The sequence below is a fragment of the Psychromonas aquimarina ATCC BAA-1526 genome, from assembly GCF_000428725.1.
Taxonomy (GTDB): domain Bacteria; phylum Pseudomonadota; class Gammaproteobacteria; order Enterobacterales; family Psychromonadaceae; genus Psychromonas; species Psychromonas aquimarina.
Map to the genome: position 1 here is coordinate 1 of NZ_AUAM01000015.1, position 16,303 is coordinate 16,303.

At 41.8% G+C, this 16,303-nt stretch carries 16 protein-coding genes; 10 read left to right on the top strand and 6 right to left on the bottom strand.

Annotated elements, in window-relative coordinates:
* Positions 1-199: 199 nt before the first annotated feature.
* From G337_RS0106250 to G337_RS0106260, 3 genes are read right to left on the bottom strand one after another with little or no spacing between them, the layout of a single operon-like run.
* Complete coding sequence (locus G337_RS0106250) at positions 200-847, bottom strand: hypothetical protein (protein WP_028863126.1); 648 nt, start codon at positions 845-847, stop codon at positions 200-202.
* Positions 848-864: 17 nt separating this feature from the next.
* Positions 865-1,965 carry a YcbX family protein gene (locus G337_RS0106255; RefSeq protein WP_028863127.1) on the bottom strand — a complete coding sequence of 367 codons (1,101 nt, stop codon included), beginning with the start codon at positions 1,963-1,965 and terminating at the stop codon, positions 865-867.
* A gap of 25 nt (positions 1,966-1,990) precedes the next feature.
* Positions 1,991-2,449 (bottom strand): methylglyoxal synthase, encoded by a 459-nt coding sequence (locus G337_RS0106260; protein ID WP_028863128.1) that lies wholly within the window; start codon positions 2,447-2,449, stop codon positions 1,991-1,993.
* A gap of 356 nt (positions 2,450-2,805) precedes the next feature.
* Here G337_RS0106260 and G337_RS0106265 point away from each other — a divergent pair, with 356 nt between their 5' ends.
* The gene (locus G337_RS0106265) at positions 2,806-3,300 is read left to right on the top strand and encodes a hypothetical protein (RefSeq protein WP_028863129.1); all 495 of its coding nucleotides are present in this window, start codon (positions 2,806-2,808) and stop codon (positions 3,298-3,300) included.
* Between the two features lie 101 nt (positions 3,301-3,401).
* Here G337_RS0106265 and G337_RS0106270 read toward each other — a convergent pair whose 3' ends face one another.
* Positions 3,402-3,761, bottom strand: a complete 360-nt coding sequence (locus G337_RS0106270) for a YijD family membrane protein (protein WP_028863130.1) — start codon at positions 3,759-3,761, stop codon at positions 3,402-3,404.
* 243 nt (positions 3,762-4,004) lie between these two features.
* On the opposite strand from G337_RS0106270, the gene sthA reads away from it, so the two are divergent.
* Positions 4,005-5,435, top strand: coding sequence for a Si-specific NAD(P)(+) transhydrogenase (sthA, locus tag G337_RS0106275; RefSeq protein WP_051303014.1), 1,431 nt, complete (start codon positions 4,005-4,007; stop codon positions 5,433-5,435).
* A 30-nt stretch (positions 5,436-5,465) separates the two neighbouring features.
* Here the strand turns inward: sthA and nudE are convergent, their stop codons facing one another.
* Positions 5,466-6,035 carry an ADP compounds hydrolase NudE gene (nudE, locus tag G337_RS0106280; RefSeq protein WP_028863132.1) on the bottom strand — a complete coding sequence of 190 codons (570 nt, stop codon included), beginning with the start codon at positions 6,033-6,035 and terminating at the stop codon, positions 5,466-5,468.
* 157 nt (positions 6,036-6,192) lie between these two features.
* Between nudE and yrfG the strand changes: the two genes are divergently transcribed.
* Positions 6,193-6,840 carry a GMP/IMP nucleotidase gene (gene yrfG / locus G337_RS0106285; RefSeq protein ID WP_028863133.1) on the top strand — a complete coding sequence of 216 codons (648 nt, stop codon included), beginning with the start codon at positions 6,193-6,195 and terminating at the stop codon, positions 6,838-6,840.
* A 75-nt stretch (positions 6,841-6,915) separates the two neighbouring features.
* Here the strand turns inward: yrfG and G337_RS0106295 are convergent, their stop codons facing one another.
* Positions 6,916-9,480: a PBP1A family penicillin-binding protein gene (locus tag G337_RS0106295; protein ID WP_037027161.1), complete on the bottom strand. Its 2,565-nt coding sequence runs from the start codon at positions 9,478-9,480 to the stop codon at positions 6,916-6,918.
* 197 nt (positions 9,481-9,677) lie between these two features.
* Between G337_RS0106295 and G337_RS0106300 the strand changes: the two genes are divergently transcribed.
* From G337_RS0106300 to aroB, 7 genes are all read left to right on the top strand, one after another.
* Positions 9,678-10,736 (top strand): pilus assembly protein PilM, encoded by a 1,059-nt coding sequence (locus G337_RS0106300; protein WP_028863135.1) that lies wholly within the window; start codon positions 9,678-9,680, stop codon positions 10,734-10,736.
* Positions 10,736-11,293 (top strand): PilN domain-containing protein, encoded by a 558-nt coding sequence (locus G337_RS0106305; protein WP_028863136.1) that lies wholly within the window; start codon positions 10,736-10,738, stop codon positions 11,291-11,293. Before G337_RS0106300 ends, G337_RS0106305 begins: the two co-directional genes overlap by 1 nt.
* On the top strand, positions 11,293-11,862 hold the full coding sequence (locus G337_RS0106310) for a type IV pilus inner membrane component PilO (RefSeq protein ID WP_028863137.1): 570 nt from the start codon (positions 11,293-11,295) through the stop codon (positions 11,860-11,862). Before G337_RS0106305 ends, G337_RS0106310 begins: the two co-directional genes overlap by 1 nt.
* Positions 11,862-12,380, top strand: a complete 519-nt coding sequence (locus G337_RS0106315; RefSeq protein WP_084605301.1) for a pilus assembly protein PilP — start codon at positions 11,862-11,864, stop codon at positions 12,378-12,380. Before G337_RS0106310 ends, G337_RS0106315 begins: the two co-directional genes overlap by 1 nt.
* Before the next feature lie 26 nt (positions 12,381-12,406).
* The gene (locus G337_RS0106320; protein ID WP_028863139.1) at positions 12,407-14,545 is read left to right on the top strand and encodes a type IV pilus secretin PilQ; all 2,139 of its coding nucleotides are present in this window, start codon (positions 12,407-12,409) and stop codon (positions 14,543-14,545) included.
* A gap of 172 nt (positions 14,546-14,717) precedes the next feature.
* Positions 14,718-15,233: a shikimate kinase AroK gene (gene aroK, locus G337_RS0106330; protein ID WP_019613548.1), complete on the top strand. Its 516-nt coding sequence runs from the start codon at positions 14,718-14,720 to the stop codon at positions 15,231-15,233.
* Positions 15,233-16,303, top strand: a complete 1,071-nt coding sequence (gene aroB, locus G337_RS0106335) for a 3-dehydroquinate synthase (protein WP_028863140.1) — start codon at positions 15,233-15,235, stop codon at positions 16,301-16,303. The genes aroK and aroB overlap by 1 nt, the downstream gene beginning before the upstream one ends.

Below are 16,303 nucleotides of genomic sequence, written 5' to 3' on the forward strand. Positions count from 1 at the left end.
GAAAACTGTTTGAACGCTATTAGTTTTTTATAAGGATTAGTAAGTTTGCGTCATCAGTAAACAACTAACAGCGCTTTAAGAAAACTGTTTGAACGTTATTGATTTGTGATGGTGATCAGTCAAATTCGCTGTCTATAAACAACAGACAGCGCTGTTTATTAACACTGTTTGAATGTTATTGAGCCGCTGCGGCTGCCTGTTATTCCGGGTTCTTAATTAATTTTAGAAATAATTTTGTTGCCTCTTTAAACTGAGGCTGCATCTTTATCATCTGACTTTTTTTGCTCATTTTTCCCACGACCTTCATAGACGGGCGAAAAACCAGTTTAAAGTGCTTGTCATCCTGCTCAAGGCAAAACTCATCTTCTGAAAATACCCCCTGCTTCTCCGGAGCATAGGCTTTAAAAAACTCAACTAATGTCGCCATGCTTGGGCCGGAAACCGTATGCTGCGCTAAAGTCATGCCTGCAGCATTAGAGATAATTATTTCAAAGGGGTTAGAGCGGTAAGCTAATACCGAATATATTTTACGCAGCTGAATTGAAGTCGGTTTCACGGCGGTATGAATTTTCCCGTCAATGCAGAAACGCACCAGCTGCTCCCTGGCCATAAACGCTATCATGTCGGTATCAATAATTGAGTGTTCCTGACCAAGAAAATCCGGCAGCAGTTTCAGAACGTCGAGGTGATTTTTACGTTTAAAGCAGTTACTGCGGTCCAGGTGTAATAAGCGTCCGTCCGGCAGTATATAACCAGCCTCATTAATGTTGCTGGTTAAACCAAGTACCTCAATAAGTTTATCTGTATCGTTTTCCGGGATCTGTGAATTATTGGATTCTGTATTCATGTTTCTCCCATTATTTATTAATGTGCAACGCTGATATCTGACAGCGGAATGCAGCTGCAGGCAAGAATATAACCCTGTTCAATTTCTGAATCGTTTAAACCTTCATTATTAAGGGTTATGACTTCACCTTCGAGCAGTTTCACCTTACAGCGCCCGCACTTGCCGCCGCGACAGGAATAGGGGATATCAATCCCGGCCTGTTCAGCCTGATCCAGCAGCAGCTGCTGGTTATTGCCGCTGATTGTTATATCTGCTCCCTGATAATGTATCTCTACTGATTTTTTACTGCCTGCCTGCTCTTCAAGCTGTGAGCTGTAAAAAGGAGCGCCTTGAGCAGCAGTGACCTGAATTTCATCACCCGTGCGGATCATACCTTGATTCAGCGGGATCAGATTCAGCCCGAAATCCACATTTCCCTGGTAATAGCGGAATTTTTCCAGAGTTGCCAGCGGTTCATTGCTGCCGGCAATGCCGGTTTCAGGATCAACATTGATAAACAAGCAGCGTGAACAAGGCTTGCTGACTTCAAATTCAACTTCTCCAATTTTTATGCGCGACCATGTATCTTCAACAAATGGAAAATCCCCCTTAACAACAATGTTAGGACGAAAATGTAAAGCTGTTACCGGAGTTTCTAAGCGTGCGTTAAGCAGGTCAACGGAAGCCTGATTGATCAGCAGCAGCGGGTAGCCGTCGGCAAATGAAACCTGGGTCTGTTTGTTTTTTACTAAGCGTTTTGTCTGCTCTACAAAATAGAATAACCGGCAGTCCTGCTTCAGATAGTCAGAAAACCATAAATCGTAATCACTACGGCAGTGTAGAGCATCTACCTGATCTGACCAGACTTGTGTCTTTTTCATCTCTTTGCCGAAATCATCCGGGTTGATAATGAGTGTCGGCATATTGGGGGCGTTTACCAGTAGGGTATTTTGTGAAAACTGCACCTGGACCTGCGTCAGCTGCGGCTGGGTACGGCCGGTAATAAATTTGCCCTGCTTATCAACCAGCATATAGCGGCGGTCAAAACTTAAACCCTTTTCTTCAACCTGAGCTGCCGGCTGGCTGATCGCTTTAACCGATTTAATCGGGTAAATGTAGATATCGCTAAGTGTCTGCAATTTTTATTACCTTCCTGCTGTTATTCTATTGCGTACGTTCAGCTAAGTATCCCTGATAATCAGGGATACGAGTCTGATAGCTGTTCTCCAGATGTACTGAATCTATAATAAAATCAGCGGTAGAAATATTGGTGGCAACCGGGATATTCCATACGGCTGCTAAACGCAGTAATGCTTTTACATCCGGATCGTGCGGAACCGCATTCATCGGATCCCAGAAAAAAATAAGTAAATCGATTTCACCTTCCGCGATTTTTGCGCCAAGCTGCTGATCACCTCCCATTGGGCCTGAATACAGGCATTTGATAGGTAAACCTATTTTTTGAGATAATAATGAACCCGTTGTTCCGGTTGCATAAAGATGATGTAGTTTTAAAATTTCACTGCGTTTTTCTGACCAGTCAAGCAGCTGTTGTTTCATATGGTCGTGTGCAACCAGTGCAATACGTTTATGCTTAGGTAGTTCTCGTGTTGTATAGTTCATTTGTATCCCTTTAATAATCTCATAGCCTGTTCAGAGGGCCATACGACACAACAATATGCATTATTGCAGTGATAAGTAATGTGACCAAGCACAGGCTTTCTGCTTGAGCTTTATCGCAAGCAGTACTGTTGTCATAAAACCGCTATAAATCAGTACACGCTAAGTTATAAACTGGTCATTATTTCAGCTGTATGTCTAAAATCTGCTTATGAATCGCTCGTCAGAGTCCGGCATTTTCATCTGCTTCACTTATAGTACTTGTAAAGTAAAAAGTATCGGTTAAGCTTTATTGTCAGTAGTCTTTTATCTTGTTGTATTTGAGTGAGAATCTCAAATATATTTTGTCTGGAGTTTTTATGAAAAACAGTGACCAGTTATCTCTTTATTTTGCAGATCAATTACCAACATTATTGATTGCTCACCCTACTTTTAAGTTTATCGGCTTAAAAATCAATCGAGAAGAAAATCAAACGGCCCTGCATTCAATTTATATTGAAAAAGAAGATGTTTCGGATGAGCTGCCTTTTCGCGCTTTGATTACTATTGCAGAGTGGAACAACAAAAGTGAAGAAGAAGAGTTCTTTTTAGAGGCATTAACAGCTGAGCGCTTAATTGAAAAATTACAGCGTTTTGAAAATATCGGTTCCTTTGTGTTTTTCAAGATCCCCCGCTCAGTGACTATGGACACTGTAAATATGTATCCGCAGCCTATGTTCTGTAAATTATTTCCGGAACTGGGAGAGTTTGATCGTGATTCTTCTGTGCAGGAGTTACAGCAGCTTGAAGAAAAGTCAGTTAAACTGCTTGAAGGTCTGGAACTGCGTTTAAAAGGGGAGCAGCAGTCAGAGTAAGTATCTGAGTATCTGTTTATTCTGCTGTACATAGCAGACTTAATAAAAAGGGCGTATTAATATTCATTAATACGCCCTTTTTTGTTTACGGCAGATAAGCATTAAGCGGAATAATGTTTATCACCGAACATCAGTTTGTACATTAGCCAGATGCTTAAAAGCAGAGTTAATGTAATTGAAATAATGTTGGAACCAAGTTCGGGGTGTAATGCACCGACAACAGCTGCATAGGAGAAAATTCCGATAAAGAAAGCCGCCCAGGCTGGACGGATACTTAGTTCATTATGCGTTTCTTTTATATAAATACTATAAAAATGGTTTACAGCAAAATACAGGGTAAGAAACGGAAAAATTGAAAACGGCACAATAGAGATCGTTAATATCGAAAAACAGGCGTTAACTGAAAGTCCGATCAAAAACGTGTAAGCAAGCCATTTTAAAGAAATGCGGTTTTGATTCATGAAATGCTTCCTTAAAAAATGTTAAAAAATAAATTTTGTTAACCTTAAAAATAACATGATAATTGATATTTTTCCCATTTTTTTTATAACTTTAGCGGCAGCTTAAAGTACTGCTGTGATATTAGTCCTGCCTAGCGCACGCTTTGTTAGCGGAGTGTGTGACAAATGATAATGCATTGTTAATATTCTTTTTTGTTTTATATTTCGATAGTTGAGTGTGTGTTTCTTCATCAGAGGTTGGTCATGTCCGAGCAGAAAAATAATAAGGTTAAGCCAGAATGTTATGATTACGATGCGGTTGTTATCGGCTCCGGCCCGGGGGGAGAGGGGGCTGCAATGAAGCTGGCCAAAGGCGGCTTACGTGTTGCTGTGATCGAAAAATATCATGATATCGGCGGAGGCTGTACACACTGGGGGACAATCCCTTCAAAAGCGCTGCGCCATAGTGTCAGTCAGCTTATCGAGCTGCAGCACAATGCCCTGTTTATTAATAATTACCCGCAAAAACAATCATTCACTTTTGCAGATGTTCTGCGTCATACGGAGCAGGTTATCAGCAGGCAGGTAAGTATGCGCAGCGGTTTTTATAACCGTAATAACTGCTCATTACATTTTGGTGAAGCTTCTTTTATTGATAATCACACTATCGCTGTTAGAAATAAAGACGGCAGCAGTGAGAAGATCACTGCAGAAAATGTGATTATTGCTACCGGATCCCGGCCTTATCATCCTGAAGATATTGATTTTTCAGCTGCGAATATATACGACAGTGACACTATTCTGTCATTGGACTATCAGCCGAAGCATATTGTGATTTATGGCGCCGGCGTTATCGGCTCTGAGTACGCTTCTATTTTTAGAGGTCTGGGGGTTAAAACCGACTTAATTAACACGCAGAACCGCCTGTTGTCTTTCTTGGATGATGAAATGTCCGATGCGATATCTTATCATTTTAGAAATTCAGGCATTATTCTTCGCCATGACGAGGCTTATAAAAAAATTGAAGCGGTCAAAAACGGGGTGGTAATTCATTTCAAGTCGGGTAAAAAAATGAAAGCCGACTGCCTGTTATTTGCAAACGGGCGAACCGGTAATACCGATAAATTAAATCTGCAGTCTGTAGGTTTAAAACCTGACGGACGAGGCCAGCTGGCGGTAAATTCTCATTATCAGAGCGAAGTAAAGAATATTTATGCCGTTGGTGATGTAATTGGTTATCCCAGCCTTGCAAGTGCCGCTTATGATCAGGGACGAATTGCAGCGCATGTCATTCTGACCCGTGAAGGTAAGAAAAAATTAATTAAAGATATTCCAACGGGGATTTTTACTATTCCGGAAATTAGTTCCGTGGGAAAAACTGAGCAGATGCTGACGCAGCAGCAGGTACCCTATGAAGTCGGACGTGCGCAGTTTAAAGATCTGGCGCGTTCACAGATTTTAGGCTCTGAAGTCGGCAGTCTGAAGATTTTATTCCATCGAGAAACAAAAGAGATATTAGGCATTCACTGTTTCGGTGAGCGTGCCGCTGAAATTATCCATATCGGTCAGGCGATTATGGAGCAGAAAGGGGAAGCTAATAGTATCGAGTATTTTGTAAATACCACTTTTAACTACCCCACAATGGCAGAGGCTTATCGTGTGGCCGCTTTAAATGGTTTAAACCGGTTGTTTTAAATTTAGGGGGTAAGTTGTTTATCCCCGCTGTTAAAACTGCTTATTTTCATCTTCGAGTGCTTTCAGTGTTAATAGTAATGCACTAATGCTTCGCGCTTCCTGGAAGTCTTCTCTGGTTAATAATTCATCAACTTTATTCAAAGGCCATTTTATCACTTCAAGAGGCTCCGGCTCATCACCTTCTAATTTTTCCGGATAAAGATCAAATGCCATAAACAGGGTCATCTCACTACTGAAATAGCTGGGAGCAAGACTTACTTTTTTTAACTTTGTTAAACGCCGTGCACCAAATCCCACTTCTTCTTTTAATTCGCGATCGGCCGCTGTTTCGGGCGTTTCGCCGGGATCTATCAGACCCTTGGGGAAACCTAGCTCATAGCTGTGCGTGCCGGCAGCATACTCGCGAATAAGCAGAAGGGTATCTTTATCGTAAAAGGGGACAATTAATACCGCCCCTGGATGATTGCCCTGCATCCGCTCAAATTCGCGCTGCTGGCCGTTGCTGAATTTCAGCTGGACCGCTTCAATATTAAAAAAACGGCTGCTGGCAATCAGGCTGCGTTTTAAAATTTGCGGTAACGTTAGTGATGACTGGCTCATGAATTTTTCTCCACACTGGAATAACCATTCTGTGTTTATTGTGCCTTATTCTGACTTCCGAGTCGGGCTCTGAATCTGTATTTTCAGGTAGTTTAGATATATATCATGTTATCTTACAAGCAACTGTTAATTAATTATAATTTATCGAGGTTTTTTTATGCATCTGCTCAGCGAAGTTGATACCGTGCTGCTGGATATGGACGGCACCCTGCTGGATTTACATTACGACAATCACTTCTGGATGGAGTTTGTTCCTAGTCAGTATGCGCAGAAATTACAGATCCCTTTAGCTGAAGCTCAGCATCATGTATTTGCTCAGTATGCAAAGGTATCAGGCCGTTTAGACTGGTACTGCTATGATCACTGGAGTAAAACCTTCGGCTTAGATATTCATCAGCTGCAGCACAAAACTAAGCATAAAATTCAGGTCCGCAGCGATACATTATGGTTTTTAGAGCGCCTGTCTCAGCTTAATAAACGGGTGGTTATGCTAACTAATGCGCACCGCAGCGGCATTGCTGTAAAAATGCAGGAAACGGGTATCAGCCATTATTTTGAAAAAATCATTTCCAGCCATGACTATCAGGCTGCCAAAGAAAACCCGCATTTCTGGCAGTCGGTTGAATCCGATCTTAAGCTGGATTTATCCCGCTGCTTATTTATTGATGATAGTGAAAAAATATTAAAAGCTGCAGAGCTGGCTGGTGTTGCGTATCTTCGCGGTATTGCTGCACCTGACAGCACCCAGACGGCCCAGAATATGCGTGACTTTAAGGTTATTAAATTATTTTCCGAACTGTTCTAGGAGATTAGATATGAATCTGAACTGCGCTGTAAAAACAGCTGCAGTTCAGATTTTTGAGATGCTCTGCGGCTTGAGCTAAAAAAGCTCATCAGCTGAGGCGGGATTATTATCTGTTTTTTCCTGATCACCCAGTTCAAACAGCGGCGGTTCAGTACTGCCGGCTTCATCGGTATATTCAGTGGGTGTTGAGCCTGCATTAAAGTATTCAAAACGGGTTGTATAATCCGTTTTGTAGGTTAACAAGCCCGTTGTACGGTCGATGCGTGCGGTGGAAATTTTATTCGGCCTAGCAGGTTTCTGCACCGGCTGCGAAAGGGCAGTTTCTTTCATAAAGTCGATCCATCCAGGCAGTGCAGTCCTTCCTCCAAACTCACCGCCGGAAATCTGCTCTTTACCTAGATTTGAATTCCAGGCTGCTTTACCCAGGTTACGATCGAAATTGTCAAATCCAATCCAGAATGTGGCGGCTGTATTACCTACATAACCAGAGAACCATGCGTCTTTTGAATCGTTGGTTGTTCCGGTTTTTCCCCCAATATCTCTTCTTTTCAGAGCGTTGGCTGCGCGCCAGCCGGTACCGTTCCAGCCTGTTTTATGCTGCCAGCTTCCGCCGCCCCAAACCGCAGTATAAAGCAGTTCACGGGTTAAAAATGCGGTTTCTTCACTGATTGCAGGAACGGCAATCTGCTCCTCACTAATCGGTGAAATTGAACAAACCTGACCCAGCCTGCTTTCCGCTGATGCATTGGGGGTAAGCAGCTCGGATTGTGCCTGCTGCTTATAAAGTTTTTTACAGTCTCGACAGACAGTTTTCGGCGCAGCCTGATATATTACAGTACCGTATGAATCTTCAATACGTTCAATAAGATACGGCTCTATTTTATAGCCGCCGTTAGCGATAATTGCATATCCAGTCGCCACTTCTAGCGGTGAAGCTGATGCTGACCCTAAGGCAATGGTATTATTTCTTGGTATATCTTCTTTATTAAAACCAAATTTTTCAAGCTGGCTGATAATTTTAGAGAAACCAAGGTCCTGCACTAAACGCACAGAGACAACATTTTTAGACTGCCCGAGTGCCCGTCTTAAGCGGATTGGTCCGTCATAGACCGGTGGTGAGTTTTTTGGACGCCATGCGGCGCTGCCGCTCCATTGATTAATTGGGGCATCATTAACCAGGGTTGCCAGCGTATAGCCGTTATCAAGCGCCGCAGAATAAATAAAGGGTTTAATATTTGAACCGACCTGGCGTTTTGCCTGGGTGACACGGTTAAATTTACTTTGTACAAAACTAAAACCCCCGACCATCGATGTGATAGCACCATCCTGCGGATTCAGAGACACGAATGCCGCACTTGCGTCTGGGTATTGAGATAATTCTAAAAGCTGATCGACCTGACGCACCCATATCTGCTCTCCTGCAGAAACAATTTCTGCAGCCGTCTTAGGCGGTTTACCCTGTCTGGAATCGCTTTTAAACGGGCGTGCCCATTTCAGACCGTCCCAGCCGATGGTTTGTATTTCAGTACCTGAGTCTTTAGTGATCACTTGAATCGATTTATCGTCGACCTGCATAACAACCGCAGGGCGGAGATCGGCAAAACTAGGCTCTTTTTTCAGGCGGGCGGCAATATCTTCAACTGACCAGTTTTCATCAGGTGCCTGCCATAACACCTTTTTAGCGCCTCGATAACCATGACGTTGATCATAAGCATGCAGGTTTTCAATAACGGCTTTGTTGGCTGCTTCCTGAGTCTTTTTGTTAATGGTTGTGTAGACGCTGAAGCCGTCGTTATAGCTGCGCTGTTCACCGTAAAGTTCTACCAGTTTGTTGCGGGCTACTTCAGCTACATAATGAGCAGACAGGGTGATCTCTGCACCATGGTATTTGCCGGTAATCGGGCTCTGCGCTGCTTCATCAAATTCCGCCTGAGTAATATATTTTTCGTCGAGCATGCGGGCTAGAACGATATTACGGCGTTTTTTGGCATTTGCAGGTGAATAGATCGGATTTAAACGAGACGGGGCTTTTGGTAAACCTGCAAGTACAGCCATTTGCGGCAGGGTTAATTCCTCTACTGATTTTCCATAATAAACCTGAGCAGCAGCACCTACGCCGTAGGAACGCTGTCCTAAGGATATTTTATTGAGATAAAGCATCAGAATTTCGTCTTTAGTCAGTATCTGCTCAATCTGAACGGCAATAAATATTTCTTTAATTTTACGGATGAAAGTTTTTTCCCGGGTTAAAAAGAAATTACGTGCCACCTGCTGTGTAATAGTACTGGCTCCTTGTCTGGCCTGACCAGTTGATGCATAAACCATAGCCGCCCGGGCGATACCGATCGGATCAATGCCGAAATGCTGATAATAGCGGCTGTCTTCGGTTGCTAAAAATGCATGAATCAGCTGTTCTGGTACGTCTTTTCTGGCCAGGGGTATGCGTTTTTTTTCGCCATACTGAGAGAGCAGTTCACCGTCAAGACTGAATACCTTCATTGGTACCTGTAACTGGATATCCTGAATAGAAGCAACATCCGGTAAATCCGCTTTAACATGATAATAAATAACAACTATTGCTCCAATGCCCGTCAGGGTTAAAAAAGCAGAAACTAAGAAAAATCGTTTCATCCATTTCATCATTTTAGATATACCTTAAACATTTCTTACAAATAGTTGATTTAAATTGATATTATTATCTGTCATGCCCTAGTATATAGTGATATTTAGGGAGTTAAAGAGGGAAGTGTGACTTATCGCCTTGTAGTTAGCGATTTTCGTCTTATTATTAATCCATAAAGTGTTCTCTCTTTTCAAATAATTATGGCAAGGATGTTATGTTTGCAGGTCTAAAAAAAACAAATCAGAATGCGTTGATCGGCATTGATTTCGGTTCAAATTCAATTAAAGCGATTGCTCTTTCCAAGGGCAGGGGAACTTTTCAAATTGATGCTGTCGCTGAAGCGCCGATTGCAAAGGGTCTAATTGTTGATAATCACTTTGAAGATATTACAAAGCTCAGTCAGATTATTAAGCAGTTACGAAAAAATTTCCCCGCTTCATATCAAAATGCAGCTATCGCAGTAACCGGCGCTGATGTTATTACCAAAGTTATGCCGATGAATGCTGATTTAAGCGAGATTGACTTAGAAGCACAAGTTGAGCTTGAGGCAGAAAATAGCATCCCGTTTCCGCTTGATGAGATTTTCCTGGACTTTGAGGTTCTCGGGCCGAATGCTGCTAACAAAGAGTTAAATGATGTACTAGTAAGTGCCGCTCGTCGGGAAACTGTTTTATCACAGGTTGACTGTGTGGAAGTGGCCGGCTTAAAGGTAAAAGTTGTGGACGTAGCCAGTCATGCCCAGGCAAGAGCGTGCGAACTGCTGTTTGAACGGGATGATTTCGATAAGGGCATTGCATTTATTGATATCGGCGCGTCACAAATGATGCTGAATATTATGCATCAGGGTAATGTTATCTTTTCTCGTTCTAAGAATCATGGCGGTGCTGTGTGTACGCAGATGATGGCGGATCATTATGGGATGAGTTTCAGTGAAGCGGAAAAAGTAAAAGTTGAGCATAACTGGCCTGTTGACTGTGACATTGATGTCGTTGCTCCTTTTATTAATATGACAGTTAATCATTTACGCTTTGATCTGCGTATGTTTACCAATACGCCTAATAATATTCAGATTGATAAAATTATACTGACCGGGGGCTGTCAGTTAATGCCGGAACTGGTAAAGCAGTTAGAAGAAGAGCTGGACTTAAATGTTGAAATAGCTAGTCCGTTTCCTGGTTTTGAATATAAAAATGAATCGGACAATGTGCTGCTTCAGAAAGTTGGCGCCAAATATATGCTGGCATTAGGTCTGGCATTAAGAGGGGTTCAATAATGTCTAATATTAACTTATTACCCTGGCGTGATGAATTTAAAAAGAAAAAGAAACACGCCTTTTTTGTTATTTTAATTATTACTTCGATCGTTGCACTGCTGCTTTCCTATGCCGGAAAAATGTATGTTGATGAATTAATCGGAGCACAAAATGAACGTAATCAATTTCTACAGACTCAGACCATTATTTTAGACCGCCGGATTGCCGAGATTAATAAGATAAAAAAAGAAAAAGCGGAGCTCGAAAGCCGTATTAACGTGATTCAGAAATTAGAGGAAAAGCGTAATTCAGCAACTCGTCTGTTTAATACATTAGTGGATGTGGTTCCTGCGGGTATTTATTTAAAGTCTGCTTCCTTTTCTAAGGAGCAGGTTGATGTAAAAGGCATGAGTGAATCAAATAACCGTTTAGCAAAAATGATGAGAAATATAGACGGATCCGGGTGGTTAGGCGATTCATATATCAGCTCTATTGTTGCCGGACCAAGCAAGCCGATCAAGCTGAGCAATTTTGCAATGAAATTTGTTGTTGTTCCTGAAACTAAAGGGGAAAAATAATGGATTTAAATGAGTTAGATTTTGAAAATGTAGGCAGCTGGCCGAAACTTTACCGCGGAGTTTTTATTGTTATTATCTGCGCAATAATAAGCGGTGCTTTTTTCTACTATGTGACTATTCCGCAGTTAGATAAACTGGAGGTTGTAAAAGCCAAGGAAGTTACCCTTAAGAATGAGTTTAAAGTGAAAGCTGCATTGTCTGCTAATTTAGAAGCATACCGTGCTCAAATGGTTGAAATAAATATTATTTTTGAAGGTTTGTTAAATAAGTTACCGAGTAAGAAAGAAGTTGCCAGTCTGCTTGATGATATCAGCTTTATCGGCGCTGATAATGGTTTACAGTTTAAAAGTATTAACTGGGGGGTGGTAAAAAATCAGAAACTTTCTGTCGAGGTTCCTATCAGTATTCAGGTTGTCGGCACCTATCAGGAGCTCGGGCACTTTGCCGCTGATATTGCCGCTTTACCACGCATTGTAATACTGGACGATATGCGTTTAACAAAAGGCAGTAAAGATTCTTTAGTGTTAAATGTTGTTGCTAAAACATACCGTTATAAGGGAGGTAAATAATGAGAATTATTATTATCTTACTTGTGAGTTTTCCTCTTTTATCATGTGTGGAAGCCGATGTTAATGATTTAAGTGCCTTTGTTGTTGAAGCAAAGTCAAAAGTGTATCCAATTAATGATAAAGTACCGGCATTAAAGAAAATTGAAGCGTTGGAGTTTACTCAGGAAAAAGGGCGTAACCCGTTTGTTGAACCTAAAGCAGAAGTTGCCGCACCAACTAAAAATGCACCTAAAAGTTGTCCGCAGCCTAATTTCAAGCGTAAGAAACAAGCGCTGGAGATGTATTCGCTTGGTAACTTAGTGATGCGCGGTACCTTGTTTATGAATGATGAATTATGGGCTCTAGTACAGGTTTCCGGTGGTGAGATACATAAAGTCAGGCCTGGGTATTATCTGGGGTTAAATCACGGAAAAGTATTAAAAATAACCAAAAACGAAATTGAATTATTAGAGTTGGCCTCAGACAGAGACGGCTGCTGGCAGGAGCGGATTACACAGATTACGCTGCAGTCAGAATGATCTTAAAGCAGGGATGAAATAAAATCATGAAAATACAAAACTTAAAAGCATTACTAAGTCCACTTTGGCTGTTATTTATATTGTTAAGTGCACCGGTGGCGCAGGCTGAATCACAGCTCATTAAGTTGAATGTGAATCCACTTATTGACGGAAAGTTTGAACTGAAGTTTGAATTTAATGAAGCCGTTACTCGTTATCAGGATAAGCTGCATTACCGGCCGAATCAGCTGGTAATTGATGTTGAAGAAGCCAGCTCAGTTTTGAAGTTAAATCCGATTCAAATTGATAAAAACGGGGTTAACAATGTTGAAGCTAAGCGTACTACTGACGGCCTGCGCCTGATTATCGCACTGGATACTTTAATGCCCTACCGCATTGTACAGGAAGACAAGCACCTGTTTGTGCGTTTCGGTGATGCATCAACGCCGCTTGTAGATGAAAACGAAAGTGAAACAGCGCTGGCCGCCGCAGTAGCACAGGAAAGCGCCAGTCAGGCCGCCGCTGTCTCGCTGCTTGCCCAGGCCGCAACGGAAGAGAAAGCCGCTGCAGCGGTATCTGAAGAGACTCCTAAGGGTTATGTAAACAGCGTTAAATCAATTGATTTTAAACGAGGTTCTGAAGGTCAGGGTAAACTGCTGGTGTACCTTGATAATTCCAGTGTTGCTGTTGATATCCGCCGCCGCGATCAGCAGCTGATTGCTGAATTCCAAAGTACGCATATTCCCAGTGAATTCTTATACATTATGGATGTGGTTGATTTTGCTACGGTAGTGGAAAAAGTTGAAACTTTTAAAGAAGACGGAAAAACGCGTTTTGTTTTTGATATAAAAGATGAATATAACTATCGTTATGATCAGCTGGATACCCTGTTTATGATTGAGGTATCTGAAAAACCTAAAGATCAAAAAGAAAGTGTGTATCAGGGCAAAGCAATATCTCTGAATTTCCAGGATATTCCTGTGCGTACGGTTCTGCAGTTAATTGCTGATTTTAACGGTTTTAACCTGGTTATCACCGATTCCGTAAGCGGGAATATCACATTACGTTTAGATGATGTTCCCTGGGAGCAGGCTCTGGATATTATCCTGAAGGTAAAAGGGCTTGGTAAACGCATGGACGGTAACGTTCTGATGATTGCTCCGGCGGTTGAATTAGCGGCCAAGGAGCGTGAGCAGTTAGAAACAGAAAAAGAAGTTGCTGAATTATCACCGCTTTATTCTGAGTTTATTCAAATTAATTATGCCAAAGCCGCTGATATTTCAGCAATGTTATCCAGCGGTAATGCAAGCCTGTTATCTGCACGAGGCTCGGTAAGCATAGACGCTAGAACCAATACCTTATTAGTAAAAGATACCGCTAATGTTATTGATGCGGTAAAAGATATGATTGAGGTCTTGGATATTCCTGTGCGCCAGGTTGTTATTGAAGCGCGTATGGTGACTGTGAATGACAGTGTCGGTGAGGAACTGGGGATCAAATGGGGCGTGACAGCACAAGGCGGCAGCAGTGCTACCTCGGGCACACTGGTTGGAGCCGCTGCCGCTAATGCCGGCTCAGTGGCTGACCTTAATGATCGTCTCAATGTTAATCTACCTGTTGCAGGCGCACCTTCAATTGCTTTTCAGGTTGCTAAATTAGCTAATGGTGAATTATTAGACTTAGAGCTTTCTGCATTGGAGAAAGAAAATAAAGCTGAAATTATTGCCAGTCCGCGTATCACCACTGCAAATCAGCAGACTGCGTATATTGAACAGGGTACAGAAATTCCTTACGTAGAGTCTGCATCGTCAGGTGCAACTTCGGTAAGCTTTAAAAAAGCGGTATTAAGTTTAAATGTAACACCGCAGATCACGCCTGATAATAAAGTGATTTTAGATCTGGTAATTACTCAGGATTCAAAGGGTGAAGTTATTCCTACCGGAATCGGGCAGGCCGTTTCAATTAACACCCAGGAGATTGGTACGCAGGTGTTAGTTGAGAACGGTGAAACCCTGGTATTGGGTGGTATCTATCAGCAGCGTATTACTGATACTGTAAGCAAAGTTCCTGTTTTAGGTGATATTCCATATGTAGGCTTCCTATTCAGAAACACGATTCATGAGAATGAAAAATCTGAGCTGCTTATATTTGTAACACCACGAATAGTAATGCAGACTAAATATTAATCAGCCCAAACTCAGCTGCTTATATACATAGGAAAATAAGCTCGAAGTTAATCTTCGGGCTTATTTTTTTTTATACGCTTGCAATAACTTATTAACAATTGCGATAATGTACAGCACTTCTTTTTTTATAAAAGGGTTTTCCATTAATCAATCACTTGAGTAGTAATTCAACATGGCAGAACAACGTAATATTTTCTTAATTGGCCCTATGGGGGCTGGTAAGAGCACAATCGGTCGTCATTTAGCACAAATGCTCCACCTTAACTTTCATGATTCAGATGCTGAAATAGAGAAAAAAACGGGTGCGGATATCGCATGGGTTTTTGATGTTGAAGGTGAAGAGGGGTTCCGTAACCGTGAGCGGGATATGATTGACGAGTTAACACAGAATCATGGTATTGTTTTAGCTACCGGCGGCGGCGCAGTGCTGCGTTCCGAGAATAGAACACATTTGTCTGCACGAGGCATTGTTGTCTACTTAAAAACAAGTGTTAACAAACAGTTAGCACGCACCCTGAAAGACAAACGTCGTCCGTTATTACAAACGGAAGATCCCCGAACTGTACTTGAAGCTTTAGCTGAAAAACGTAATGAGCTGTATGACGAAGTTGCAGATTATACAATCGAAACTGATGAGCAGAGTGCTAAAGTCGTTGCAAGTCAGATTATTGCACTATTGGATTTCTAATGGATAAATTAATTGTTGATTTAGGTGAGCGTAGTTACCCGATCTCTATCGGAGAAAATCTGCTTAAGCAGTCTGAGCTGTTTTCCAGTGTTATTACCGGCAAAAAAGTGATGATTGTAAGTAATGATGTCGTTGCGCCGCTTTATCTGCAAGTGTGTAAAGAAACATTAAAAGATTTCCAGATAGATGAAATTATTTTACCTGACGGTGAAAAATTTAAAAATTTAGCGACCTTTGAAACCATTTTAAGCGGTTTACTGTCTAAAAAACATGCCCGTGATACCACAATTGTTGCCCTTGGCGGCGGTGTTATCGGCGATATGGCTGGATTTGCAGCTGCCTGTTATCAGCGTGGAGTTCCGTTTATTCAGATCCCTACAACTGTTTTATCACAGGTTGATTCTTCGGTTGGAGGAAAAACAGCGGTTAACCATCCTCTTGGTAAAAATATGATCGGTGCCTTTTACCAGCCTCAAGCAGTTGTTATTGATATTAACTGTCTTAAAACATTACCTGAACGTGAGTTTGCCGCAGGTATGGCTGAAGTCATTAAATACGGCATTATTTACGATTCCGACTTTTTTTCCTGGTTAGAAAACAATGTCGAAGCGATTAAAGCGCAGCAGCCGCAGGCCCTTATTTATATGATCAAACGCTGCTGCGAAATTAAAGCGGAAGTTGTTGCTCTGGATGAAAAAGAGCACGGTATTCGCGCGTTACTTAATCTTGGTCATACATTTGGTCATGCTATCGAAGCAGAGCAGGGCTATGGTAACTGGCTGCATGGCGAAGCGGTTGCCGCAGGTATGGTTTTAGCTGCTAAAACAGCATTAATTCTTGGTTTAATTAACCGCTCCCAAGTTGAGCAGATTATGCGTTTAATTAAGCAGTTTGATTTACCGCTAAGTGCACCAGAAACGATGGGGTACGAACAATTTGCTGAACATATGCAGCTGGATAAAAAAGTACTGGACGGAAAATTACGCTTAGTATTACCAACTTCGATCGGTACAAGTGAATTAATTGGCAGTGTCAGTGAAGCAGTGCTTCGTAGTGTTATAGAACACTAA